Genomic DNA, 21,957 nt, shown 5'->3' with positions numbered 1-21,957 from the left:
TCTACCTCACGGTCGGTGACTCGGGACATCCTACCGGGAGCTCCGGCGCTCCCCCGGCGCGCGCGGCGCCGCTCAGTCGAGGATCAGCTGGACGAGCACGAGGTCGAGCCAGCGGTCGAACTTGCGTCCCACCTGCGGCAGCCGTCCCACCTCGACGAAGCCGAGCGAGCGGTGCAGGCCCACAGAGGCCTCGTTGTCTGCGCTCAGCCCGCCGATCAGGGCGTGGACGCCGTTCGCCCGCGCCGCCGCGACGACGGCCTCGAGCAGCGCCCGCCCGATCCCCCGCCCCTGGTCGGCGGGGCGCACGTACACGCTGTGCTCCATCGTGGCGGCGTAGCCCGCCTTCGCACGGAACGGCCCGTACGCCGCGTAGCCGACCACCTCGCCGTCCTCGTCCGCGACCAGCACGGGGTGGCCGTGCCCGGCCTTGGTGGCGTACCACTCGGCGTGCTCGACCGGCGTCCAGGGCAGGAGGTCCCAGGACGCGGTGGTGTGCACCACGGCGTCGTTGTAGATCTCCAGCAAGGCCGGCAGGTCCGCAGGGCGCGCCGGGCGGATCCGCATCAGGACTCCGCGAGCAGCGCGTCGACGAAGCCCTCTGCGTCGAACGGCGCCAGGTCGTCGGGGCCCTCGCCCAGGCCGATCAGCTTCACCGGAACGCCCAGCTCGCGCTGCACCGGCACGACGATGCCGCCCTTGGCCGAGCCGTCGAGCTTGGACAACACGATGCCGGTGACGTCCACGACCTCGGCGAAGACGCGGGCCTGGGCCAGCCCGTTCTGCCCGGTGGTGGCGTCGATCACCAGCAGTACCTCGGTGACCGGCGCCTTGCGCTCGATCACCCGCTTGATCTTGCCCAGCTCGTCCATCAGGCCGGTCTTGGTGTGCAGGCGGCCGGCGGTGTCGACCACCACGACGTCCGCGCCCCCGCTGATGCCGGCCTCCACGGCGTCGAACGCCACGGAGGCCGGGTCGCCGCCCTCCGGCCCGCGCACGACGGGGACGCCGACCCGCGAGCCCCACGTCTGGAGCTGGTCCGCGGCCGCGGCCCGGAACGTGTCGGCAGCGGCGAGCACCACCGAGTGGCCCTCGGCGACGAGCACCCGGGCCAGCTTGCCGATGGTGGTGGTCTTGCCGGTGCCGTTGACGCCGACGACGAGGACCACCCCCGGCAGCCCGTCCGCGCCGGTGACCCGCAGCGACCGGTCGGCATCGGTCCCGACGAGCCGCACGAGCTCGCTCCGCAGCACCGACCGGGCGCGGGCCGGGTCGGAGACCGCGTCGATCGACAGCTCGCGGCGCAGGGCCGTGATCAGTTCGTCGGTGGGGCCCACGCCGAGGTCGGCCGTGATCAGGGTCGCCTCGAGGTCCTCCCACGCCTCCGCGTCCAGCCGGTCGGCGGCCAGCAGGCCGAGCAGGCCGCGGGCGAACGGGTTGTTGCTCGCGCTCAGCCGGCGGCGCAGCCGGGTGAGCCGGGACGCCGGAGGCTCGGGGGCCTCCAGCCCGGGCTCCTCGGGGGCCGGCGCGGGAGCGGGCGCCGCGGGCGCGGGTGCTACCGGCTCGGGCGCTGCGGGGAGCTCCGCCCCGGGAGGAGCGGGCGGCAACGCCCTGCGGCGTCCGACGACGATGGTGACCGCGGCGACGAGCAGGACGAGGCCGACCGCGGCCATGAGGTACCAGAAGATCTCCACCGGGTCATGGTAGGCAACCCGGGGCGGGCCGCGCCGACGGCGTCAGCGGGTGGGCGGCTCCGAGGCCGAGGGCGCGCTGCGCGCCGACATGGCGCTCCGGGCGGACGCGGCGCTGCGCGGGATCTCACCGAAGAAGTCGACCAGCGCCTGCGGCGGCTCTGCGTCGCCGTTCAGGTGGCGCGCCGTATTGGCCAGGACGTTCGCGACGTCGGGCGCACGGTCGGCGAGGCTGCCCCGCATCCCCACGGCCACGACCGCGATGACGCACAGCGCTATCGCGACGATCGCCACGGTGATGATCCAGTAGGTCACAGCTCGCCTTCCGACACGGGACTTCCTTTGTCAGTATGCCTGAGGAAATCCGGCTCTCAGCCTTTGCTGCGGGCCCTCTCAGTCTTCCTTCAGTCGCTGGCTGATGACCGCGGAGACGCCGTCCGCCCGCATCGTCACGCCGTACAGGGCGTCCGCGATCTCCATCGTCCGCTTCTGGTGGGTGATCACCAGCAGCTGGCTGTCGGCGCGCAACTCCTCGTAGATCTCCAGCAGCCGACCGAGGTTGGTGTCGTCGAGGGCGGCCTCGACCTCGTCGAGGATGTAGAACGGGCTGGGCCGGGCCTTGAACAGCGCGACGAGGAACGCCACCGCCACCAGCGAGCGTTCGCCGCCGGACAGCAGCGAGAGCCGCTTCACCTTCTTGCCGGGCGGGCGCGCCTCCACCTCCACGCCGGTGGTCAGCCACTGGCCGGGCTCGGTGAGCACGAGGCGTCCCTCGCCGCCGGGGAACAGGCGCGCGAACGCATCCTCGAAGGCCTTCTCGACGTCGGCGTAGGCGGCAGCGAACACCTCCTGCACCCGCGCGTCGACGTCGGCGATGATGTCGGTGAGGTCGTCGCGGGTCTTGCGCAGGTCTGCCAGCTGCTCGGCGAGGAAGGTGTGCCGCTCGCTCAACGCGTCGAACTCCTCCAGCGCCAGCGGGTTGACCTTGCCCAGCACGGCGAGGTCGCGCTCCGCTGCGCGCAGCCGCTTCTCCTGCTCGGCGCGCACGTAGGGCACCGGTTCCGGCCGCGGGTCGTCGGGGCCGAGCGGCGCGCCGTCGGGGCCGACGAGCACCGGCACCGGCTGGTCGGGGCCGTACTCGGCCACCAACGACTCCGGCTCCAGCCCGAGTTCCGCGAGGGCCCGCTCCGCCAGTGCCTCGATCTTCATCTGCTGCTGGGCGCGCGCCAGTTCGTCGGCGTGGACGCTGTCGACCAGGCCCTCGAACGAGCGCGCGAGCTCGCGGCCCCGCTGCCGGGCCGCCGACAGGTCCGCCTCGGCCTCGTTGCGGCGTTGCTGGGCGAGCGTCCGTTCGGCCTCCGCCAGGGCGCGGGACGCCGCCACCTGCCCGGCGAGCCACTCCGCGGCGGCCTGGACGGCTGCTGCCACCTCCGCCTCCCTGCGCAGCTGTTCGCGCCGGGCCGCGGCCTTGGCCCTGGCCGCACGCTCGGCCTCCGCTGCCCGCAGCAGGCTCTCCGCCCTCCCGGCGAGGGCACGGGCGCGCTCCTCCACGGTGCGCAGCGCCAGGCGTGCGTCCATCTCTGCGGAGCGGGCGCCGCGCGCCGCCTCCGCGAGCCGGTCGCGCTCGGTCGGGTCGGCCTCGCTGACCTCGGTCTGCGCGGACGCCAGCTCCAGCCGCGCCTCCAGCTCGCCGAGGTTCGCCAGCGCCTGCTCGCGCGCGGTGGCGGCGTTCTCGGCCGCCGCGGCCAGCCGGCCGGCCTCCGCCTGCGCCGCACGGACGGTCTGGTTGAGCTCCCCGGCCTCCTCCGCCAGCGCGGCGTGCTCGGCGTCCGACTCGTGCAGTCGCGCCAGCGCGGCGTCCGAGCGCTCGCGGGCCGCGGCGAGCACCGCCTGCGCCTCGGCGATCGCGAACCGCAGCCGCTCGGTCTCGGCCTGCGCGGCCCCCAGCCGCTGGTTCGCCTCGTCGAGGGCGGCCTGCACCTCCAGCAGCGACGGGGCGGACGACGAGCCGCCGGCGGCGAACCACGCGCTGAGCACGTCGCCGTCGAGGGTGACCGCGGTCACCTCTGGCAGGTCGGCGACCAGGCGCCGTCCCTCGGCGAGGTCGTCGACGACCGCCACCTTGAACAGCAGCCGCTCGATCGCCGGACGCAGGGCGGGCGCGCACTCGATCATGCGGGACGCGTAGCGCGCGGCGCCCGGCAGTTCTGGCCAGGCGGTGGTGTCGGGACCGGCGTCCCCGCCCAGCAGCAGCCCCGCCCGGCCGAGGTCCTCCGCCTTCAGGTGGTCGAAGGCCGCGACGGCCGCGTCCAGCCCGGTCACCGCGACCGCGTCGGCCGCAGAGCCCAGCGCCGCGGCGATGGCCACCTCCGCGCCGGAGGGGACGCTGATCAGCGCCGCAACGGAGCCGAGCAGGCCGTCCAGCCGGTCGCCGGCGGCGAGCAGCGCGGCCGAGCCGTCCCTGCGTTCCAGCCCGAGCGCCAGCGCCTCCGCGCGGGCGGCCGCGGCGCCACGCTCCGCCGCGGCGGCGCGTTCGGCGTCCTGGAGGCGCTCCAGGGACGCGGCGGCCTCCTCGGCGTCCGCCTCCGCCGCCTCGTACGCAGCGTCCAGGCCGCTCTCCCCCGCGCTCAGGCCGGCGAGGGTCGTCTCCAGGGACGCGAACCGGTGGCGGGCGTCCTCCGCGCGCTCCTCTGCCTCCGAACGGGCGGCGGACAGCCGGCCGATCTCCGCGGCCGCGGCCTCGGCCCTGCTGCGCAAGGTGTTGACCTCGCCCGAGAGCCGGGCGAGGCCCTCCCTCCGGTCGGCGATCGCCCGCTGCTGCGCCGCGTACTGCTTCTCCGCCTCGGCGTGCAGTGCCTCTGCGGCGTTGCGCGCCTGCGTGGCCGCGGCCAGCGCGTCGGCTTTCGCCGCCACCTCCGCCTGGAGGGCCTCCTCCGCACGCCGGACCTCGGCCGCCTCGCGCTCGATGGCCTCCGGGTCACGGCCGGGGCGGTCCTCCGTGCCGACGTTCTGCGCGTTGCGCAGCCGCTCCGCGGCGATCGAGGACGTGCTGGCGACACGTTCGGCCAGCCCGGCGAGGGCGTACCACGTCTCCTGCGCTGTGGTCAGCCGGGGCAGCGCGTCGCGCGCGGCGGCCTCGGCCTCCTGCTCCTGCGCGCGCGCCCTGGTGAGATCCTCCTCCAGGCGCAGGCGCCGCTGCTTGAGCTCCGCCTCGGCCGCGAGCTCCACCTCCAGCCGGCCGGTGAGGCCCACCAGTTCGTCGGCGAGCAGCCGTGCCCGCGCGTCCCGCAGGTCGGCCTGGATGACCGCGGCCTTGCGGGCCACCTCGGCCTGGCGTCCCAGCGGCTTGAGCTGGCGGCGGATCTCGCCCAGGAGGTCGCTGAGCCGGTTGAGGTTGACCGCGGTCGCCTCGAGCTTCCGCTCAGCCTTCTCCTTGCGCTTGCGGTGCTTCAGGACGCCCGCGGCCTCCTCGATGAAGCCGCGCCGCACCTCGGGTGTCGCCTGGAGGATCGAGTCGAGCTGGCCCTGGCCGACGATCACGTGCATCTCGCGGCCGATGCCGGAGTCGCTGAGCAGGTCTTGCACGTCGAGCAGGCGGGCCGGGGAACCGTTGATCGCGTACTCCGAGCCGCCCGCGCGGAACATCGTCCGGCTGATCGTCACCTCTGTGTAGTCGATCGGCAGGGCGCCGTCGGAGTTGTCGATGGTGAGCACGACCTCCGCGCGTCCCAGCGGGGCGCGGCCGGACGTGCCGGCGAAGATGACGTCCTCCATCTTGCCGCCGCGCAGGGTCTTGGCGCCCTGCTCGCCCATCACCCAGGCGAGGGCGTCCACGACGTTGGACTTGCCCGAGCCGTTGGGGCCGACCACACACGTGATGCCCGGCTCGAAGACCATCGTCGTGGTCGAGGCGAACGACTTGAAGCCGCGCAGCGTCAGGCTCTTCAGGTACATGGGCGGCTCAGGCGTCGATGGTGGTGGCGTGCTTGTTGCGGACGTGGCGGAACGTCCACAGCTTGTTCACCACGAAGTTCAGCGGCATCGTGATCAGGATCGTGAGCAGCTGCGCCCAGTACTCCCGCGACTGGAGACCGGCGTTCTCGTGGAACCAGGGCTCGGGGAGGTAGAACGGCGAGGTCGGGTTGGTGAAGCCGATCTTGATGAAGATGCCCGCCAGGGCCGCGGCGCTGCCGACAGCGAGGAACGGCCAGAACTCCCGCAGCCACGGGGCCTTCTGGGTGTGCCGGAAGGTCCACGAGCGGTTCAGCTGGAAGTTGAACACGTTCGCGACGAGGAAGGCCACGATCCACACCAGCGTGGTGTAGCGCAGGTTGTACGGGGTGCCCGGGAACGACAGGATCACCCGCTGCGCGTTCACGGTGCCGCCGTTGGCCTTGTTCATCGCGATGGCCACCAGCATGTTCACCACGACGCCCGCGCCGCCGACCAGCCCGAACTTCACGAACTGGCGCAGCACGTGCCCGTAGCGGCTGTACATGTCGGCGGGGGTCACGAGTGCGAACATTACCGTCCGGCGGCGCCGGCCGGGGGACGCGGACGCCGCTGGCAGGCGGGGCAGCGGTAGCTGGAGCGGTTCATGAACGGCTCCCGGACGATGGCGCGCCCGCAGCGCGGGCACGGCAGCCCCTCGCGCCCGTAGGCGGACAGCGACCGCTCGAAGTAGCCCGAGCTGCCGTTCACGTTCACGTAGAGCGCGTCGAAGGAGGTCCCGCCCTCCGCGAGCGCGTCGCCCATCACGTCCCTGGCCGCGGTGAGCAGCTCCCGCACCCGGGCCGGCGACAGCCGGTCGGCAGGGGTGTCGTAGTGCAGGCGGGCCCGCCACAGCGACTCGTCGGCGTAGATGTTGCCGATCCCCGACACCACCGTCTGGTTCAGCAGCACCCGCTTGATGCCCGAGCGCCGCCGGCGGACGGCGGCCACCACGGTGGCGAGGTCGAGCTCGGGATCGAAGAGGTCGCGCGCGATGTGGGCCACCTCCGCGGGCAGCTCTGCTCCCCCGCGGCTGATCCACAGGCCGCCGAACATCCGCTGGTCGGCGAAACGCAGTTCGGGGCCGCCGTCGGTGAAACGGAACTCCAGCCGGCACTGCGGCGGGTGGGGGGCGCCCGGGTCGTCCAGGCGGAACTGACCGCTCATGCCCAGGTGGGCCATCAGGGCGTCCCCGTCGGTGAACGGCAGCCACAGGTACTTGCCGCGACGGCGCGGCTCGGCGAACGTCCGGCCGACGAGGGATGCGGCGAAGTCGTCCGGGCCACCAGGATGGCGACGGACCGGGCGCGGATGGAGGACGGTGACCCCGGCGAGGGTGCGCCCGGTCACGGCCGCGTCCAGCCCGGAGCGGACCACCTCCACCTCGGGAAGCTCAGGCATCACCCTGTCCGGCGCGCGCCGTGCCGGCGGGCTCCGCGGCCGTGGAGTCCTGGCCGGTGAGGCCCTCGAAGGCGTTGCGGGCCGCGCCCTGCTCCGCCTGCTTCTTCGAGGTCCCCGTGCCTGCCGGGTAGGCCTGGTTGCCGACGATGGCGACCGCCTCGAAGCGCTTGTCGTGGTCGGGGCCGGACTCGGTCACCCGGTAGCTCGGCGAGCCGAGGTCGCTCTCCGCGGCCAGCTCCTGGAGGCTGGTCTTCCAGTCCAGGCCGGCGCCGAGGGCAGCCGCCTCGAGCACGAGCGGGTCGAACAGGTGGTGCACCAGCCGGTCGGCGGCGTCGCGGCCGGCGGAGATCAGGACCGCGCCGAGGAACGCCTCGAACGCGTCGGCGAGGATCGAGGACTTGTCGCTGCCGCCGGTGGCGATCTCGCCCTTGCCCAGCAGGATCTGGCTGCCGAGGTCGAGCGAACGGGCCACGTCGGCGAGGCTCTGGGCGTTCACGACGGCCGCGCGCAGCTTGGCAAGGCGGCCCTCGGGGAGGTCGGGGAACCGCCGGTAGAGGAACTCGGTGACGACCACGCCGAGGACGGCGTCACCCAGGAACTCGAGCCGCTCGTTGTGCGGCAGCCCGCCGTTCTCGTACGCGTACGAGCGGTGGGTGACGGCAAGCCGAAAGAGCTGGGGATCGAGGTCGATCCCCAGCTGCTCGATCAGCTCGAGGGTGCGGCCAGGGGCCGCGTCGGTGCCGGTCGTGGCCGGACCCGGCGTCAGGGCTCGAGGATCTGCCGACGAGCGGCGCGCGGGCCGTACTGGCCGCACTCGGGGCAGGCGGTGTGCGGCAGGTGCTTCGCACCGCACGCCGCGTTGGCGCAGGTCACCAGGGTCGGCGCGGAGGTCTTCCACTGGGAACGGCGGGCCCGCGTGTTGGCGCGGGACATTCTCCGCTTGGGAACGGCCACGGCGTTACTCCTTGTTGTTCGGTTCGTTCGTCGGTTCCGTCCACCCCTCGAGCCCGGCCCACCGGGGATCGGTGGGTTCGGCGTGGCCGTGGTCCGGGTCGCGGTTCAGGTTGGCCCCGCAGTCGGGGCACAACCCGGCACAGTCCGGGCGGCACAGAGGCGTGAACGGCAGGTCGAGCACCACCGCGTCCCGCAGGACGGGCTCGAGGTCGATCATCTCGCCCTCGATGCGCAAGGCCTCGGCATCGTCGAGCTCCTTGCCCGGGTAACAGAACAGCTCCTGGAGGTCGACCTCCTCGGTACGGGAGATCTCGTCCAGGCAGCGTGCGCAGTTCCCCGACAGCCGGACCTTGGCGGTACCGGTGACCAGGACCCCCTCCACCACCGACTCCAGCCGGAGGCTGAGGTCGACGGGTGAGCCGGGTGGCACCCCGATTACTTCGATGCCGAGATCCGCCGGAGCCTCCGCGACCCGCGTGACCTCCTTCAGCGTCCCTGCCCTCCGACTCAGTTCGTGAGTGTCCAGGACGAGCCCGGATCGGGGGTCAGGCAGACGGGGAGGCACGATGGATCCCTTCAGCAGCGGCACGACAGCGTCATAACCAACGCAGAACTCTACCGTGCGGCCGGACCGGGCACCAAAACGCCGGTCGCGGCCCCCGGCGGAGTCACAGCTGGAGGCGCGGCAGGGCCTGGGTGGAGGTGTCGTCGAGGGAGGACCTGCTCGCCAGTCGGTCGCGCATCGTGCGCACCTGGGACATCGTCTTGTGCAGCCCGGCCTCGAAGGAGGCGATCCGGGCGTCCACGTAGGCGTCGGCCTCGCGGCGCAGCGCCTCGGCGTCGGCCAGGGCCCTCGCCTCCAGCTGGGCGGCCTTCTTGCGGGCGATCTCCATCACCGGGGTCTGGCCGGCCAGGAACTGCGCACGCTCCTCCGCGGACGCGATGATCTGCGCGGCCTCCGCCTGCGCCCGCTCCAGCGTCTCCAGGGAGGTCGCGGTGACCCGCTGCGCCTCGCCGACGTCGCTGTCGAGGGCCTGGGTGGCCTGGTCGATCAGGCTCAGCGCCTCGGTGCGGTTCACCATGCACGACGCCGACATGGGCACGGACTTGGCGCCCTCGACGAGCTGGCGGAGTTGCTGGAGCACTTCCCTCGTGCGCTCAACCATTGGCCTGCTCCATTCCCTGGGTCTTCTGGCGGATGCGCCGGGCGACCACGTCCGGCACGAAGGCGGAGACGTCCCCACCGTAGGAGGCGACCTCGCGCACCATCGTGGAGGACAGCGTGGACCAGACCGGCGACGCGGGCAACATCACGGTCTCGACCGGACCGACGACGGCGTTGATGTGGGCCATCTGCAGCTCGAAGTCGACGTCGGAGGCGAACCGGATGCCCTTCACCAGTACCCCGGCACCGTGCCGTCGCGCGAACTCGACCAGGAGCCCGTCCAGCGCCTCCACGCTCACGGTGGGCAGGTGGGCCGTCGTGGCCCGCACCAGCTCGAGGCGCTCCTCGGTGCTGAACAGGTAGTTCTTGGCCGAGTTCCGGCCCACGGCGACCACGACCGACTCGAACAGCGCGGCGGCGCGCGTGATGATGTCGAGGTGCCCGTGGGTGACCGGGTCGAACGACCCTGGGCAGATCGCGATCATGCGGGGGACCTTCCGGCGAAGTACAACGTCGTCTCACCGTAACGCCGATCCCAGCGCTCGGACAGTTCCCGCGGCCAGACGGGCGCGAGGTCTCGAGTGGCCCGTTCGACTACCAGCAGCCCGTCGGTGGCGAGCCATCGCTCCTGGACCGCTGCGAGCACGGGAGCCAGGCGCTCCCCGGGAAGGTCATAGGGCGGGTCGGCCCACACCACGTCGAAGCGGGCCGGGGGCGGCGCGCCGAGGGCCTTCTCCACCGTGGTGGCCACGACGGTCACGGGCAGCCCGGTGGCGGTGGCGTTGCCACGGGCGATCCGGGCGGTGCCGGCGTCGCTCTCCACCGCCCACACCGGACGGGCGCCGCGGCTGGCCGCCTCCAGGGCCACGGCCCCGGAGCCGGCGTACAGGTCGAGGAACGACAGCCCCTCCAGCATGCGTTCGGCCGGCTCGCCCAGCGTGCCCGCCCAGTCGCCGACCAGCGAGAAGGCCGCCTCGCGCACCCGGTCGGTCGTCGGACGCGTCGCCGAGTGCGCGGGCGTGCGCAGGCGGCGTCCCCCCGCGGAACCGGCGATGATCCTCGTCACCGGTTCAGGGTATTCGAGACGCGGCTGTCAGTTGCGCTCGAGCCAGTCCGGCGAGGCGAGCAGCTCCGTGGCCCGGATCGCGTCGGCGAACCCGGGCGTGGCCGCCCCCGGGTCGCGGGCCACGCACTCCGCGGCCAGGTCGCGCGCCTGGGCGATGAGGTCGGCGTGCTCGAGCACCCGCAGCAGTCGCAGGCTGGACCTGCTGCCCGCCTGGCTGGCGCCGAGGACGTCGCCCTCGCGCCGCTGCTCGAGGTCGAGCTCTGCCAGCTCGAAGCCGTCGCGCGTGCCGGCCACGACGTCCAGCCGGTCGCGGGCCGGCTCGCCGGCCGGCACGCGCGTGACCAGCAGGCACACGCCGGGGTGGGCGCCGCGGCCGATGCGCCCGCGCAGCTGGTGGAGCTGGGAGATGCCGAACTTGTCCGCGTCCCAGATGACCATCATCGAGGCGTTCGGCACGTCGACGCCCACCTCGATGACCGTGGTCGCGACCAGCACGTCGAGCGCACCGGCGACGAAGGCCCCCATGGCCTCGTCCTTGGCCTCTGTGGGCAGCTGCCCGTGCAGGACGCCGACCCGCAGGCCGGCCAGCGGTCCGGAGCGCAACTCGTCGGCGAGCTCGACCACGCCGGCACCGTCGGCCGACGACCCCCCACGGCCACCGATCCGCGGCACGACGACGAACACCTGGCGCCCGGTGGACACCTCCTCGCGCACGCGCTCCCAGGCCCGGTCCACCCACTGGGGGCGGCTGGCAGCGTCCACGACCACCGTGCTCACCTCTGCCCTGCCAGAGGGCAGTTCGGCGAGCGTGGAGACGTCGAGGTCGCCGAAGATCGTCATCGCCACCGAGCGCGGGATCGGCGTCGCCGTGAGCACGAGGACGTGCGGGCGCCCGGCGGCCTTGTCGGCCAGGACGGCGCGCTGCTCGACGCCGAACCGGTGCTGCTCGTCGACGACGATCAGGCCCAGGTCGGCGAACTGCACGCGGTCGGACAGCAGCGCGTGGGTGCCGATCACGATCCCCGCCTCGCCGCTGGCTGCACGCAGCAGCGCCGTCCTCTTGGCTGCGGCCGACAGCGAGCCGGTGAGCAGGACCACGTCGGTGGCCACGTCGGGTGCGCCGAGCATGCGCCCCTGGCCGAGGTCGCCCAGCAGCGCGCGGATCGTCTGGTAGTGCTGGGACGCGAGCACCTCCGTCGGCGCGAGCAGCGCCGCCTGGCCGCCGGCGTCGACCACCGTGAGCATCGCGCGGAGCGCCACGACCGTCTTGCCGGAGCCGACCTCGCCCTGGAGCAGCCGCTGCATGGGCCGCGAGCGCGCCAGGTCGGACTGGATCGCTGCGCTCACCGAGGACTGGCCGTCGGTGAGCCGGAAGGGCAGCCGCTCGTCGAAGGCGTCGAGCAGGCCCCCCGGCACCGGGACGCGGGGTACGGCGGGCCGGTTGGCCGCGTCCGCGCGGCGGTAGGCCATCGTCAGCTGGGTGGCCAGCGCCTCGTCGAACCGGAGGCGCTCGGCGCCACGCCCGGCCTCGGCCAGGCTCGCGGGCTCGTGGACGGCGGCGAGGGCCGTCGGCAGGTCGAGGACGCCCGCCCTTTCGCGCAGCCAGGCCGGCCACGGGTCGTCCACCCCGGCCAGCGCCGCCAGCGCCAGCCGGGCGCACTCGGCGACCTTCCAGGTCGGCAGCCTGGCCGTGGCCGGGTACAGGCCCACCAGTCCGCCCGTGGCCAGGGTGGCGATCCGCTCCTTCTCCTCGGAGGTGGCGACGATCCGGCCTGATCCGTCCATCATCGCGAAGACCGGGTGGCTCATCTGGAGGTTGCCGCGGAAGCTGCCCACCTTGCCGACGAACACGCCGGCGACGCCCTCGCGGAGCTGGCGTTCCCACCACGTGAGCAGGTGGGTCTTGCCGAAGAAGGTGGCCGTGAGCCGCCCGTGGCCGTCGCTGAGCAGAACCTCGAGCCGTCCCGGGCGTGCGGACCGTCCGGGCTGGCCGTGGCCCTCGTGCCGGCGGATGTCGGCCACCCGGGCGATCACGGCGACGTGCTCGCCCTCGCTGAGGGTGGCCAGGTCGGTGAGGTCGGTGCCGGACAGGTAGCGCCGCGGGATGAACCTCAGCAGGTCGCCGACGGTGTGGATGCGCAGGGACGCGAACTCCTTCGCCGTCCGCTCTCCCACGACCGGGCCCAACGGCGCGTGCAGCTGCGCGTACATCGCCGTGCGCCAGCCACCCAGTCCCGCCTCCACGGTGCCACAGCCTAGGCGCTGGCCCCGACACCGCGGACGCCGACACGTCCGCCCCCGCCGGCTACCGCGGGAGCATGCTCCAGGCCAGGCGGGCGAGGAACACCGTGACCGCTGCACCGACGAAGAACTGCGCCGTCGACCCGCCCGCAGCCTCGGACGCGAACAGGGTCGTCAGGGTGAACCCGAGCGCCAGCACGAAGGCCAGCAGGGTGGGCCCGAGCAGGCGGGAGGCCGCCCGGGTGCGCGGCGTCCGCCTCGCAGGGACCGCCTCCACCGGAGGGGGTGCCGCCGGGCGCGGGGTCGCCGGCCGAGGCGCCGCAGGACGAGGTACCGCCGAAGGGTGGGGTGCGTGGGGGGCGGGTGCGAGGCCGGCCACGCCGGGCACGCGGGCCGGTTCGTCGACGCGCACCGTCTCAGGTAGGGGTGGCTCGACGCCGGGGCCCTCCGCAGGCGCCCAGGACAACGGGAGGTCGGGCGCCCAGCCGAGGAAGTCGGGGTCGGGGGTCCTGGTCACGCCGTCATGCTGGCACACCGGCACCCACCCGCGGGGGGCGAGGCGACGATCAGGAGCGTTCTCCCGGCCCCGGACATGCGAAGAGACCCGCCGCAGCGGGTCTCTCCTTCGGGTGCGGTCAGCGGGTGACCCGGCCGGCCTTCAGGCAGGAGGTGCACACGTTGAGGCGCTTGGGGGTGCCGTTGACGACCGCGCGGACCCGCTGGATGTTCGGGTTCCAGCGCCGGTTGGTCTTCTTCTTCGACCACGGCACGTTGTGCCCGAAGCCGGGCCCCTTGGCGCAGATGTCACAGACGGCAGCCACCGGAGTACTCCTCGTTGTCTAGCGAAATGGCGCGTCCAGCACGCGCAGGCACAGGGCCCCCGAAGCGGGGACCTGCCTACGATACCCGACGCGCGGGCGTGGGCGCGAATCGGCTCCTCGTCAGCTGGCCACCACGATCGGCAGGATCATCGGCCGGCGACGGAAGTTGTTGTTCACCCAGCGCCCGATCGTCCGCCGGACGAGTTGCTGCAACTGGAAGGTGTCCTCCACCCCGTCGGCGAGCGCCTTCTCGATCACCTGCACCAGCTCGGGACGGATGTCGTCGAACACCTGGTCGTCGTCGGCGAACCCGCGCGCGTGGATGTCGGGGCCGCTGACGAGGGTGTTGGCGTGGAAGTTCACCACGGCCACGACGGAGATGAATCCCTCCTCACCGAGGATCTTCCGGTCGGTCAGCTCGGTGTCGCCGATCTCCCCCTCGGTGAGCCCGTCGACGAAGATGTAGCCGCAGTCGAGCTGTCCCACCAACCGGGCGCGACCGTTGGCCAGGTCGATGACGGCGCCGTCCTCCACCGCGAGCGCGCGGTCGGCCGGGACCCCGGTGGCCACAGCGAGCTGGGCGTTCGCGATCAGGTGGCGCACCTCGCCGTGGACCGGCAGCACGTTGCGCGGCTTGAGCAGGTTGTAGCAGTAGAGCAGCTCCCCCGCGCTGGCGTGACCGGACACGTGCACCATGGCGTTGCCCTTGTGCACCACCGTGACCCCGTTGCGGGACAGCCCGTTGATCACCCGGTACACCGAGTTCTCGTTGCCCGGGATCAGCGAGGACGCGAGCAGCACGACGTCGCCGGGCCCTGCCGTGATCACCGGGTGCTCGTGGTTGGAGATGCGCGACAGCGCGCTCAGCGGCTCCCCCTGGGAACCGGTGGAGATGATCACCACCTCGTCGTCGCGGTAGTTCTCGATCTGCTTGAGGTCGATCAGCGTGTTCTCCGGGACGTGGAGGTAACCCAGTTCCCTGGCCACGCTCATGTTCCGTTGCATGGAGCGGCCGACGTAGACCACTTTGCGGCCGTGGCGGACGGCGGCGTCCATCACCTGCTGCACGCGGTGCACGTGGGACGCGAAGCACGTGACGATCAGCTTCTGCTTCGCCTCCGCGAACACGCGCTCCATGGCCGGCTGGATGTCGCGCTCGTGGGTGGTGAAGCCCGGGGTCTCGGCATTGGTGGAGTCGGGCATGAACAGGTCGAGGCCCTCCTCGCCGAGGCGGGCGAACCCGCGCAGGTCGGTGAGCCGGCCGTCGAGCGGCAGCTGGTCCATCTTGAAGTCGCCGGTGTGCAGCACAGAGCCGCCACGGGTGCGCATCACCACGGCCAGCCCGTCGGGGATGGAGTGGTTGACCGAGAGGAACTCCAGGTCGAACTCGCCGATGGTCAGCCGGTCACCCTCGGCCACGACGCGCAGGTCGACGTCGCGGATGCGGTGCTCGCGCAGCTTCTCGCGCACCAGCGCGAGCGTCAGCCGCGAGCCGAGCACCGGGATGTCGCTGCGCCGGCGCAGCAGGTACGGGACGGCGCCGATGTGGTCCTCGTGGCCGTGGGTGAGGACGAGCGCGCGCACCTGGTCGAGGCGGTCCTCCACCAGGTGGAGGCCCGGCAGGATCAGGTCGACGCCGGGGTGCTCCTCGGAGGGGAACAGCACACCGCAGTCGATGAAGAGCAGTTCGCCGTTGATCTCGAACGAGCTCATGTTGCGGCCGATGTTGCCGTGACCGCCCAGCGGCGTGATCCGCAGCGTGTCCCTGGCCAGCCGGGGTGGGTTCTTCAGGCTCTCTCGCACGCGCCCAACCTAGCCCGCCGGGCCGCGATCGCGCTCGTCGGCACCCCGGGGTGGTCCGGCTGCTGGGTACAGTGACCCCCATGCTCGCCGACTCCGTCCGTCTCGCCCTGCCCGGGGAAGCCGCGGCGATCGCCGCCCTGCAGCGGCGGGCCTGGACACGGTCGCTGCCCCCCGACGTCGCAGAAGCGGTGCTGTCGGCGGTCGACCTCGCCTCCATGACCGACAGCTGGGAGGCCGCCATCCGGCGTCCCCCGCTGGCGCAGTTCCGGGTGCTGGTCGCGGTCGGCTCCGACCGCGTGGTCGGGTTCGCCGCCCTCGGCCCGTCCGACGACCCGGACGCCGAGGCGGGCGCGGACGCCCTCGTCGCCGAGTTCGAGGTCGACCCGGTCGCGCAACGGCAGGGACACGGCTCCCGCCTGCTGAACGCCGTGGTCGACACCCTGCGCGCCGACGGCTTCACGCGGGCGACGTGGTGGGTGCGTTCGTACGACGATGTACTACGCCAGTTCCTCGTGGAGGCCGGGTGGGACGCCGACGGCGCACACACGGAGGTGGCGCTCGGCGACGACGGGCCACGGCTCAAGCTGTTGCGCCTGCACACCGCGATCTGACGGACTCAGGCCACGGGCAGCGACACCCCGGTGACCACAGCGGCGACGGCCACGCCGCCGTCCGACGGTGCGAAGGACACCAGGCGGGCGCCGTTCCCGAGCCCGACGGGGATCGGCGCTGCCACCCGGGCCAGTTGCGCCCTGGACAGCCGGATCGTGTTCCGGCTCGACGCGTCCTGCTCGGGCTCGGTGAGCCGGATGGTCCCCGCGTCGGTGTCGAGGACGGGCAGCGCGGTGATGCCGACGCTCACGTCCTGCGGCCCCGCGTCGACGGTGTAGGTGGCCGTGATGCGCCCGTCCCCTGCGTAGGCCACCGGCACGCCGATGATCGCGGAGAGGTCGCCGTAGTCCAGGACGCCGGTGGCCTCGGCCCGCGCCACGCGGACGGTGTCGCCGGCGAGGCTGATCCCGCTCGCCTGCACGCGGACGCCGCTGAGGCTCACCCGGGACGTCCCCACCTCGAGGGGCACCTGGGCCGCGGTCGCCCTCGCGTCCGGGACCGTGCCGGTCAGGAGCGCGAGCGTGAACGGGAACCCGCCGAGGGAGACCTGGGGTGCCTGGTCGAGGGACAGCCGCGTTCGGAGCGCAGAGGCCGCCTCGGACTCGACGCGGCCCCGCACGGCGGCGTCGGCCACGTACCCGCCGACCCCGAGGACGGCCAGCACGACCAGCCCGACCAGGAGGCCCCTGCGCACGCCTACAACCCCAGCAGGCGGTCGATGCCGACGGTGAGGCCGGGCAGCCCCCCGACGGCGCGGACGGCGGCGAGCACGCCCGGCATGAAGCCCGCCCGGTCGAGGGAGTCGTGGCGGATCGTCAGGGTCTCCCCCTCCGCCCCGAACAGCACCTCCTGGTGGGCGATGAGTCCGCGCAGGCGTACCCCGTGCACGTGGATCCCGGCGACCTTCGCCCCGCGGGCACCCGGGAGGCCGGACGTCGTCGCGTCCGGGACCGGCCCCAGTCCCGCCTCCGCGCGCGCCCGTCCGATCCGGGTGGCGGTCGCCTGGGCCGTCCCCGACGGTGCGTCCACCTTGTTCGGGTGGTGCAGTTCGATGATCTCCGCGGACTCGAAGAAGCGGGCCGCCTGCTCGGCGAAGTGCATCATCAGCACCGCGCCGATCGAGAAGTTCGGCGCGACGAGCACGCCCACACCGGGACGCGCCGCGGTCAGCTCACGCACGCGGTCGAGCCGCTCCTGCGTGAACCCCGTCGTGCCGACGACCATGTGGATGCCACGTTCGACGCACCAGGCGACGTTGTTCATCACCGCGTCCGGGACCGTGAAGTCCACCACGACGTCCGCGGCCTCGACGGTCGACCGGTCGTCCCCGGCGTCCACCGCTGCGACCAGTTCGAGATCGTCCGCGGCCTCCACCGCACGGCAGACCTCCGCCCCCATCCGTCCACCGGCCCCGAACACCGCAACGCGCATGCTGCTCCCTTTCCTCGGCCCGCCCATCCTACGGGCGCCTCCGTCACGGCACCCCCACCCCACGGTCCCACCGCTTCGCCCACCGTCCACCCAGCCGGCGCCACGCATCGTGGATCCCACGTGGCGAAGCGACGACGGGGACGCCCTCGGCGTGCGTCAGGACGCCCGACGGAGGCCCGGCGCGAGAGCGAAGCCGCCATCGACGATCAGCCGGGGCGGATGCGCGGGCGGGCGGAGTGGTCCGGAGACGGCAGGAGCCGGCGCCCCCAGGGGGACGCCGGCTCCGCCGGTGACGCGGGACTCAGGCCTCGGCGGGCGCCGCGGCAGCCTCCTCGACGACCGGGATCAGCGACAGCTTGCCCTTGTCGTCGATCTCGGAGATCTCCACCTGGATCTTCTGGCCGACGCTGACGACGTCCTCCACGTTCTCCACGCGGGCGCCGCCGGCGAGCGGACGCAGCTTGGAGATGTGCAGCAGGCCGTCCTTGCCGGGCAGCAGGGAGATGAACGCGCCGAACGGCATGATCTTCACCACGGTGCCCAGGTAGCGCTCGCCCTTCTCCGGCATCGTCGGGTTGGCGATGGCGTTGATCAGGGTGCGCGCGGCCTCGGCGGCCTCGCCGTTGTCGGCACCGATGTAGATGGTGCCGTCGTCCTCGATCGAGATGTTCGCGCCGGTGTCGTCCTGGATCTGGTTGATCATCTTGCCCTTGGGGCCGATGACCTCGCCGATCTTGTCGACCGGGATCCGGATGGTGATGATCCGCGGAGCGTAGGGGCTCATCTCGTCGGGGGTGTCGATGGCCTCGGCCATCACCTCGAGGATGGCGTGGCGGGCCTCACGGGCCTGCTGCAGCGCACCCGCGAGCACCTCGGACGGGATGCCGTTGAGCTTGGTGTCCAGCTGGAGGGCGGTCACGAAGTCCTTCGTGCCGGCCACTTTGAAGTCCATGTCGCCCAGGGCGTCCTCCGCGCCGAGGATGTCGGTCAGCGCGATGTAGCGCGTCTCACCGTCGATCTCCTCGCTCATCAGGCCCATCGCGATGCCCGCGACCGGGGACTTCAGCGGGACGCCGGCGTTCAGCAGCGCCAGCGTGGACGCACACACCGAACCCATGGACGTCGAGCCGTTCGAGCCCAGCGCCTCGGACACCTGGCGGATCGCGTAGGGGAACTCGTCCCGCTTCGGCAGCACCGGGACCAGGGCCCGCTCGGCGAGCGCGCCGTGGCCGATCTCGCGCCGCTTCGGCGAGCCGACCCGGCCGGTCTCACCGGTGGAGTACGGCGGGAAGTTGTAGTTGTGCATGTACCGCTTGGTGGTCTCCGGGGAGAGCGTGTCGAGCTTCTGCTCCATGTCGAGCATGTTCAGGGTGGAGACGCCCAGAATCTGGGTCTCGCCACGCTGGAACAGCGCCGAGCCGTGCACGCGCGGGAGCACGCCGACCTCGGCGGACAGGGTGCGGATGTCGCGGACGCCACGACCGTCGATGCGGACCTGCTCGGTCAGCGTCTTGTGCCGCACGACCTTCTTGGTCAGCGCGCGGAAGGCACCGGTGATCTCCTTGTCGCGCTCCGGGAAGCGCGGCCCGAGCTCGGACTGCAGCTCGGCGAGCAGCTCCTCGGTGGAGGTCTCACGCTCGGCCTTGCCCGCGATGCTCATCACGGCCTTCAGCCGGTCGGTGCCGGCGGCCGCGACGGCCTCGTACACGTCGGGCTGGTAGTCCAGGAACACCGGGAACTGCTGGACGGGCTTGGGCAGCATCGCGGCCAGCTCGGCCTGCGCGTCGCACAGGGCCTTGATGAACGGCTTGGCAGCCTCCATGCCCTGCGCCACGACGTCCTCGGTCGGAGCGGTGCGGCCGGAGCGGACGAGGTCCCAGGTGGCCTCGGTGGACTCGGCCTCGACCATCATGATCGCGACGTCGCCGTCGGGCAGGACGCGGCCGGCGATCGCCATCTCGAAGGTGGCGTCCGCGGACTGCTCCACGGTCGGGAAGCCGACCCACTTGTCGCCGATCAGCGCGACCCGGAGGCCGCCGACCGGGCCGGAGAACGGCAGGCCCGCCAGGGTGGTGGACGCGGAGCCGGCGTTGATCGCCAGCACGTCGTAGCGGACGTTCGGGTTCAGCGCCATCACGGTGATGACGACCTGCACCTCGTTGCGCAGCCCCTTCACGAAGCAGGGACGCAGCGGGCGGTCGGTGAGGCGTGCGGCGAGGATCGCGCCCTCGGACGGGCGGCCCTCGCGGCGGAAGAACGAGCCGGGGATGCGGCCGGCGGCGTACATCCGCTCCTCCACGTCCACGGTCAGCGGGAAGAAGTCGATGGCGTCGCGCGGGTTCTTGGCCGCGGTGGTCGCCGACAGCAGCATGGTGTCGCCGTCGAGGTAGACCGCGGCGCTGCCGCTGGCCTGCTTGGCCAGGAGGCCGGACTCGAAGCGGACGACGTGCCTGCCGAGCGCGCCGTTGTCGATCACGGCCTCGGTGAAACGAAGGTCAGGACCTTCCATTCGGGGTTCCTTTCGGTTGTACCCGCCGGCCTCGCCCGGTCTTCGATCGAGGCTCGCGGGAGGCCGGCGTCCGGCTGCCCGAAAGTCACTACCGAGGACCAAACCAGGTCCGTGGGCTCTTCTTGGGTTGTATTGCACGACCAGCCGGTGACGGGCTTCCCCGTCACCGGCTGGTCATGAAGCAGGTGTCACCGACGCAGGCCGAGGCGCGCGATCAGCGAACGGTAGTGCTCAACGTCGTTCTTCATCACGTAGTTGAGCAGGCGGCGGCGCTGGCCGACCAGGAGCATCAGGCCACGACGGCTGTGGTGGTCTCCCTTGTGCTCCTTGAGGTGCTCGGTCAGGTGCGCGATCCGCTTGGTGAGCAGCGCGATCTGGACGTCCGGCGAACCGGTGTCACCCGGGGCGACCGCGTACTCTTCGATGATCTTCTTCTTGGTGTCAGCGTCCATTGCTCGAGCTGCTCTCCTCTCGGTTTCCCGTTGCGCGGCGCTCCCTGCCGAGGTGGCACGATGATCGGATTCGAGGATCGTCGGGAGCTCTTGGGCGTCCGCGGCCGTCGTGACGGCGGAAGCAGTCTACCGGTGCCGCCTCGCGGGCGCGAATCAGCCGCTGCGGGCCGGGTGCGACCCGCGCGGGCACGGGCGTCCATCGGTACTTCTGACCACTACGCTACCGACGAGTGCGCAGGTTCGCCCCACCGGAAGGACTGTCAACGAAGATGCAGATCGGGATTCCCCGAGAGGAACTCAGGGGAGAGACACGGGTGGCGGCGACGCCGAAGACGGTCGCCCAGCTGATCAAGCTCGGCCACAGCGTGGTCGTCGAAGCCGGGGCAGGGGCGAAGTCGTCCTACCCGGACGCCGAGTTCGCGGCCGCCGGCGCCACCATCGGCGACCAGACCGAGGTCTGGACCTCCCCCGTCGTGGCCAAGATCAACGCCCCCACCGACGACGAGATCGCACGGCTCACCGACGGCGCCATGCTGATCTCGCTGATCGCGCCGGGACGCAGCCCCGAGCTGCTGGAGAAGCTGGCCGCGCGCCGGATCACCGTCCTGGCGATGGACGCCGTGCCCCGCATCTCCCGCGCGCAGTCGCTGGACGTGCTCTCCTCGATGGCGAACATCGCGGGCTACCGCGCGGTGGTCGAGGCTGCCAACCAGTTCGGCTCGTTCTTCACCGGCCAGGTCACGGCGGCGGGCAAGGTGCCGCCGGCCAAGGTGCTGGTGGCCGGCGCCGGCGTCGCCGGGCTCGCCGCGATCGGCACGGCCAAGTCGCTGGGCGCGATCGTGCGGGCGACCGACACCCGTCCCGAGGTGGCCGAGCAGGTCGCGTCCATGGGTGGCGAGTTCGTCTCGCCGCGGGCGGTCACCCAGGAGATCTCCGCGGACGGCTACGCCAAGGAGATGGGCGAGGACTACAAGCTGGCCGCGGCGGAGCTCTACGCCGAGCAGGCCAGGGACGTCGACATCGTGATCACCACCGCGCTGATCCCGGGCCGCCCCGCGCCCCGGCTGCTCACCGCGGAGATGGTCGCCTCGATGAAGCCCGGCTCGGTGATCGTCGACATGGCCGCGGCCAACGGCGGCAACGTCGAGGGGTCGAAGCCGGACGAGGTCGTCGTGACCGACAACGGCGTGAAGATCATCGGCTACACCGACCTGGCCGGCCGGCTCCCCACGCAGGCGTCGCAGCTGTACGGCACGAACGTGGTCAACCTGTTCAAGCTGCTCACGCCCGGCAAGGACGGCGAGGTCGTGCTCGACCTCGACGACGTCGTCCTGCGCGGCATGACCGTGCAGTCCGACGGCGAGGTGCTGTGGCCCCCGCCCCCGGTGCAGGTGTCGGCGGCGCCGGTCGCCGTCGCGGCCGTCGCGGAGGACCCCGCGGTCAGGGCCGCCCGTGAGGCGGCGCTCGCGAAGTCGCGCAGCACCCGGAGCCTGGTGATGTCGGTCGTCGCGGCGGTGCTCGTGATCGCCGCGGTCACCTTCTCGCCGGCGAGCTTCGTGGGCGCCTTCACGGTGTTCGCGCTCGCGGTCGTGGTCGGCTTCTACGTGGTGAGCGGCGTCTCGCACTCCCTCCACACCCCGCTGATGGCACAGACCAACGCCATCTCGGGCATCATCCTCGTCGGCGCGCTGCTCCAGCTCGGGTCGACCAACCTCGCGGTGCTGGTGATGTCGTTCATCGCCGCCACGATCGCGTCGATCAACATCTTCGGCGGCTTCCTGGTCTCCTACCGGATGCTCGGCATGTTCAAGAAGGAGGCCTGAG

The 21,957-nt window shown here is 72.5% G+C and carries 22 protein-coding genes; 2 read left to right on the top strand and 20 right to left on the bottom strand.

Annotation, left to right across the window (positions count from 1 at the left end; translation table 11 throughout):
* Nucleotides 1-72: 72 nt before the first annotated feature.
* The 16 genes from ACFQQJ_RS06285 to ACFQQJ_RS06210 all read right to left on the bottom strand — a co-directional run bounded on the left by ACFQQJ_RS06285 (nucleotide 73) and on the right by ACFQQJ_RS06210 (nucleotide 15,129).
* Nucleotides 73-564, bottom strand: a complete 492-nt coding sequence (locus tag ACFQQJ_RS06285) for a GNAT family N-acetyltransferase (RefSeq protein ID WP_377105134.1) — start codon at nucleotides 562-564, stop codon at nucleotides 73-75.
* Nucleotides 564-1,670, bottom strand: coding sequence for a signal recognition particle-docking protein FtsY (ftsY, locus tag ACFQQJ_RS06280; RefSeq protein WP_377105489.1), 1,107 nt, complete (start codon nucleotides 1,668-1,670; stop codon nucleotides 564-566). Before ftsY ends, ACFQQJ_RS06285 begins: the two co-directional genes overlap by 1 nt.
* Nucleotides 1,671-1,733: 63 nt before the next feature.
* The gene (locus ACFQQJ_RS06275; protein ID WP_377105132.1) at nucleotides 1,734-2,003 is read right to left on the bottom strand and encodes a hypothetical protein; all 270 of its coding nucleotides are present in this window, start codon (nucleotides 2,001-2,003) and stop codon (nucleotides 1,734-1,736) included.
* A gap of 78 nt (nucleotides 2,004-2,081) precedes the next feature.
* Nucleotides 2,082-5,642, bottom strand: coding sequence for a chromosome segregation protein SMC (smc, locus tag ACFQQJ_RS06270; protein ID WP_377105131.1), 3,561 nt, complete (start codon nucleotides 5,640-5,642; stop codon nucleotides 2,082-2,084).
* A 7-nt stretch (nucleotides 5,643-5,649) separates the two neighbouring features.
* Nucleotides 5,650-6,186, bottom strand: a complete 537-nt coding sequence (locus tag ACFQQJ_RS06265) for a GtrA family protein (protein ID WP_377105487.1) — start codon at nucleotides 6,184-6,186, stop codon at nucleotides 5,650-5,652.
* A gap of 26 nt (nucleotides 6,187-6,212) precedes the next feature.
* Nucleotides 6,213-7,079 (bottom strand): bifunctional DNA-formamidopyrimidine glycosylase/DNA-(apurinic or apyrimidinic site) lyase, encoded by an 867-nt coding sequence (gene mutM / locus ACFQQJ_RS06260; RefSeq protein ID WP_377105130.1) that lies wholly within the window; start codon nucleotides 7,077-7,079, stop codon nucleotides 6,213-6,215.
* Nucleotides 7,072-7,893 (bottom strand): ribonuclease III, encoded by an 822-nt coding sequence (gene rnc, locus ACFQQJ_RS06255; RefSeq protein WP_377105129.1) that lies wholly within the window; start codon nucleotides 7,891-7,893, stop codon nucleotides 7,072-7,074. The genes mutM and rnc overlap by 8 nt, the downstream gene beginning before the upstream one ends.
* Nucleotides 7,842-8,033 carry a 50S ribosomal protein L32 gene (gene rpmF / locus ACFQQJ_RS06250; protein WP_377105128.1) on the bottom strand — a complete coding sequence of 64 codons (192 nt, stop codon included), beginning with the start codon at nucleotides 8,031-8,033 and terminating at the stop codon, nucleotides 7,842-7,844. The genes rnc and rpmF overlap by 52 nt, the downstream gene beginning before the upstream one ends.
* 4 nt (nucleotides 8,034-8,037) lie before the next feature.
* On the bottom strand, nucleotides 8,038-8,598 hold the full coding sequence (locus tag ACFQQJ_RS06245; protein WP_377105127.1) for a YceD family protein: 561 nt from the start codon (nucleotides 8,596-8,598) through the stop codon (nucleotides 8,038-8,040).
* Between the two features lie 103 nt (nucleotides 8,599-8,701).
* Nucleotides 8,702-9,199, bottom strand: coding sequence for a hypothetical protein (locus ACFQQJ_RS06240; protein WP_377105126.1), 498 nt, complete (start codon nucleotides 9,197-9,199; stop codon nucleotides 8,702-8,704).
* Nucleotides 9,192-9,683, bottom strand: coding sequence for a pantetheine-phosphate adenylyltransferase (coaD, locus tag ACFQQJ_RS06235; protein ID WP_377105125.1), 492 nt, complete (start codon nucleotides 9,681-9,683; stop codon nucleotides 9,192-9,194). Before coaD ends, ACFQQJ_RS06240 begins: the two co-directional genes overlap by 8 nt.
* Nucleotides 9,680-10,264: an RsmD family RNA methyltransferase gene (locus ACFQQJ_RS06230; protein WP_377105124.1), complete on the bottom strand. Its 585-nt coding sequence runs from the start codon at nucleotides 10,262-10,264 to the stop codon at nucleotides 9,680-9,682. Before ACFQQJ_RS06230 ends, coaD begins: the two co-directional genes overlap by 4 nt.
* 27 nt (nucleotides 10,265-10,291) lie before the next feature.
* A complete protein-coding gene (locus ACFQQJ_RS06225; protein ID WP_377105485.1) occupies nucleotides 10,292-12,475 on the bottom strand; it encodes an ATP-dependent DNA helicase RecG in 2,184 nt (727 codons plus the stop codon).
* A gap of 94 nt (nucleotides 12,476-12,569) precedes the next feature.
* Nucleotides 12,570-13,022 (bottom strand): hypothetical protein, encoded by a 453-nt coding sequence (locus ACFQQJ_RS06220; RefSeq protein ID WP_377105123.1) that lies wholly within the window; start codon nucleotides 13,020-13,022, stop codon nucleotides 12,570-12,572.
* Between the two features lie 118 nt (nucleotides 13,023-13,140).
* The gene (gene rpmB, locus ACFQQJ_RS06215) at nucleotides 13,141-13,326 is read right to left on the bottom strand and encodes a 50S ribosomal protein L28 (RefSeq protein WP_294127552.1); all 186 of its coding nucleotides are present in this window, start codon (nucleotides 13,324-13,326) and stop codon (nucleotides 13,141-13,143) included.
* A gap of 120 nt (nucleotides 13,327-13,446) precedes the next feature.
* Nucleotides 13,447-15,129 (bottom strand): ribonuclease J, encoded by a 1,683-nt coding sequence (locus tag ACFQQJ_RS06210; protein ID WP_377105122.1) that lies wholly within the window; start codon nucleotides 15,127-15,129, stop codon nucleotides 13,447-13,449.
* A gap of 80 nt (nucleotides 15,130-15,209) precedes the next feature.
* Between ACFQQJ_RS06210 and ACFQQJ_RS06205 the strand changes: the two genes are divergently transcribed.
* Nucleotides 15,210-15,740: a GNAT family N-acetyltransferase gene (locus ACFQQJ_RS06205; RefSeq protein WP_377105121.1), complete on the top strand. Its 531-nt coding sequence runs from the start codon at nucleotides 15,210-15,212 to the stop codon at nucleotides 15,738-15,740.
* A 5-nt stretch (nucleotides 15,741-15,745) separates the two neighbouring features.
* Here ACFQQJ_RS06205 and ACFQQJ_RS06200 read toward each other — a convergent pair whose 3' ends face one another.
* From ACFQQJ_RS06200 to rpsO, 4 genes are all read right to left on the bottom strand, one after another.
* The gene (locus ACFQQJ_RS06200) at nucleotides 15,746-16,435 is read right to left on the bottom strand and encodes a DUF2993 domain-containing protein (protein WP_377105120.1); all 690 of its coding nucleotides are present in this window, start codon (nucleotides 16,433-16,435) and stop codon (nucleotides 15,746-15,748) included.
* A 2-nt stretch (nucleotides 16,436-16,437) separates the two neighbouring features.
* Entirely contained in the window at nucleotides 16,438-17,172 is a 735-nt protein-coding gene (gene dapB, locus ACFQQJ_RS06195) for a 4-hydroxy-tetrahydrodipicolinate reductase (RefSeq protein WP_377105119.1), read from the bottom strand.
* Between the two features lie 301 nt (nucleotides 17,173-17,473).
* Nucleotides 17,474-19,681, bottom strand: a complete 2,208-nt coding sequence (locus ACFQQJ_RS06190) for a polyribonucleotide nucleotidyltransferase (protein WP_377105118.1) — start codon at nucleotides 19,679-19,681, stop codon at nucleotides 17,474-17,476.
* A 188-nt stretch (nucleotides 19,682-19,869) separates the two neighbouring features.
* Entirely contained in the window at nucleotides 19,870-20,133 is a 264-nt protein-coding gene (gene rpsO, locus ACFQQJ_RS06185; protein ID WP_377105117.1) for a 30S ribosomal protein S15, read from the bottom strand.
* Nucleotides 20,134-20,402: 269 nt separating this feature from the next.
* Between rpsO and ACFQQJ_RS06180 the strand changes: the two genes are divergently transcribed.
* Nucleotides 20,403-21,956 carry a Re/Si-specific NAD(P)(+) transhydrogenase subunit alpha gene (locus ACFQQJ_RS06180; RefSeq protein WP_377105116.1) on the top strand — a complete coding sequence of 518 codons (1,554 nt, stop codon included), beginning with the start codon at nucleotides 20,403-20,405 and terminating at the stop codon, nucleotides 21,954-21,956.
* Nucleotide 21,957: the final 1 nt, after the last annotated feature.

This window comes from Propionicimonas sp. T2.31MG-18 (genome assembly GCF_964266745.1).
Taxonomy (GTDB): Bacteria; Actinomycetota; Actinomycetes; order Propionibacteriales; family Propionibacteriaceae; genus Propionicimonas.
The sequence above is the reverse complement of the archived record's forward strand: the minus strand, read 5'-3'. Positions and strand labels throughout refer to the sequence as shown.

Excerpts from the sequence above, each read along its gene's own strand:
- ACFQQJ_RS06265 (WP_377105487.1), bottom strand. The coding sequence starts at position 6,186 with ATGTACAGCCGCTACGGGCACGTGCTGCGCCAGTTCGTGAAGTTCGGG.
- ACFQQJ_RS06190 (WP_377105118.1), bottom strand. The coding sequence starts at position 19,681 with ATGGAAGGTCCTGACCTTCGTTTCACCGAGGCCGTGATCGACAACGGC.
- dapB (WP_377105119.1), bottom strand. The coding sequence starts at position 17,172 with ATGCGCGTTGCGGTGTTCGGGGCCGGTGGACGGATGGGGGCGGAGGTC.
- ACFQQJ_RS06180 (WP_377105116.1), top strand. The coding sequence starts at position 20,403 with ATGCAGATCGGGATTCCCCGAGAGGAACTCAGGGGAGAGACACGGGTG.
- ACFQQJ_RS06285 (WP_377105134.1), bottom strand. The coding sequence starts at position 564 with ATGCGGATCCGCCCGGCGCGCCCTGCGGACCTGCCGGCCTTGCTGGAG.
- coaD (WP_377105125.1), bottom strand. The coding sequence starts at position 9,683 with ATGATCGCGATCTGCCCAGGGTCGTTCGACCCGGTCACCCACGGGCAC.
- ACFQQJ_RS06205 (WP_377105121.1), top strand. The coding sequence starts at position 15,210 with ATGCTCGCCGACTCCGTCCGTCTCGCCCTGCCCGGGGAAGCCGCGGCG.
- mutM (WP_377105130.1), bottom strand. The coding sequence starts at position 7,079 with ATGCCTGAGCTTCCCGAGGTGGAGGTGGTCCGCTCCGGGCTGGACGCG.
- ACFQQJ_RS06240 (WP_377105126.1), bottom strand. The coding sequence starts at position 9,199 with ATGGTTGAGCGCACGAGGGAAGTGCTCCAGCAACTCCGCCAGCTCGTC.
- ACFQQJ_RS06225 (WP_377105485.1), bottom strand. The coding sequence starts at position 12,475 with ATGTACGCGCAGCTGCACGCGCCGTTGGGCCCGGTCGTGGGAGAGCGG.
- smc (WP_377105131.1), bottom strand. The coding sequence starts at position 5,642 with ATGTACCTGAAGAGCCTGACGCTGCGCGGCTTCAAGTCGTTCGCCTCG.
- rpsO (WP_377105117.1), bottom strand. The coding sequence starts at position 20,133 with ATGGACGCTGACACCAAGAAGAAGATCATCGAAGAGTACGCGGTCGCC.
- ftsY (WP_377105489.1), bottom strand. The coding sequence starts at position 1,670 with ATGGCCGCGGTCGGCCTCGTCCTGCTCGTCGCCGCGGTCACCATCGTC.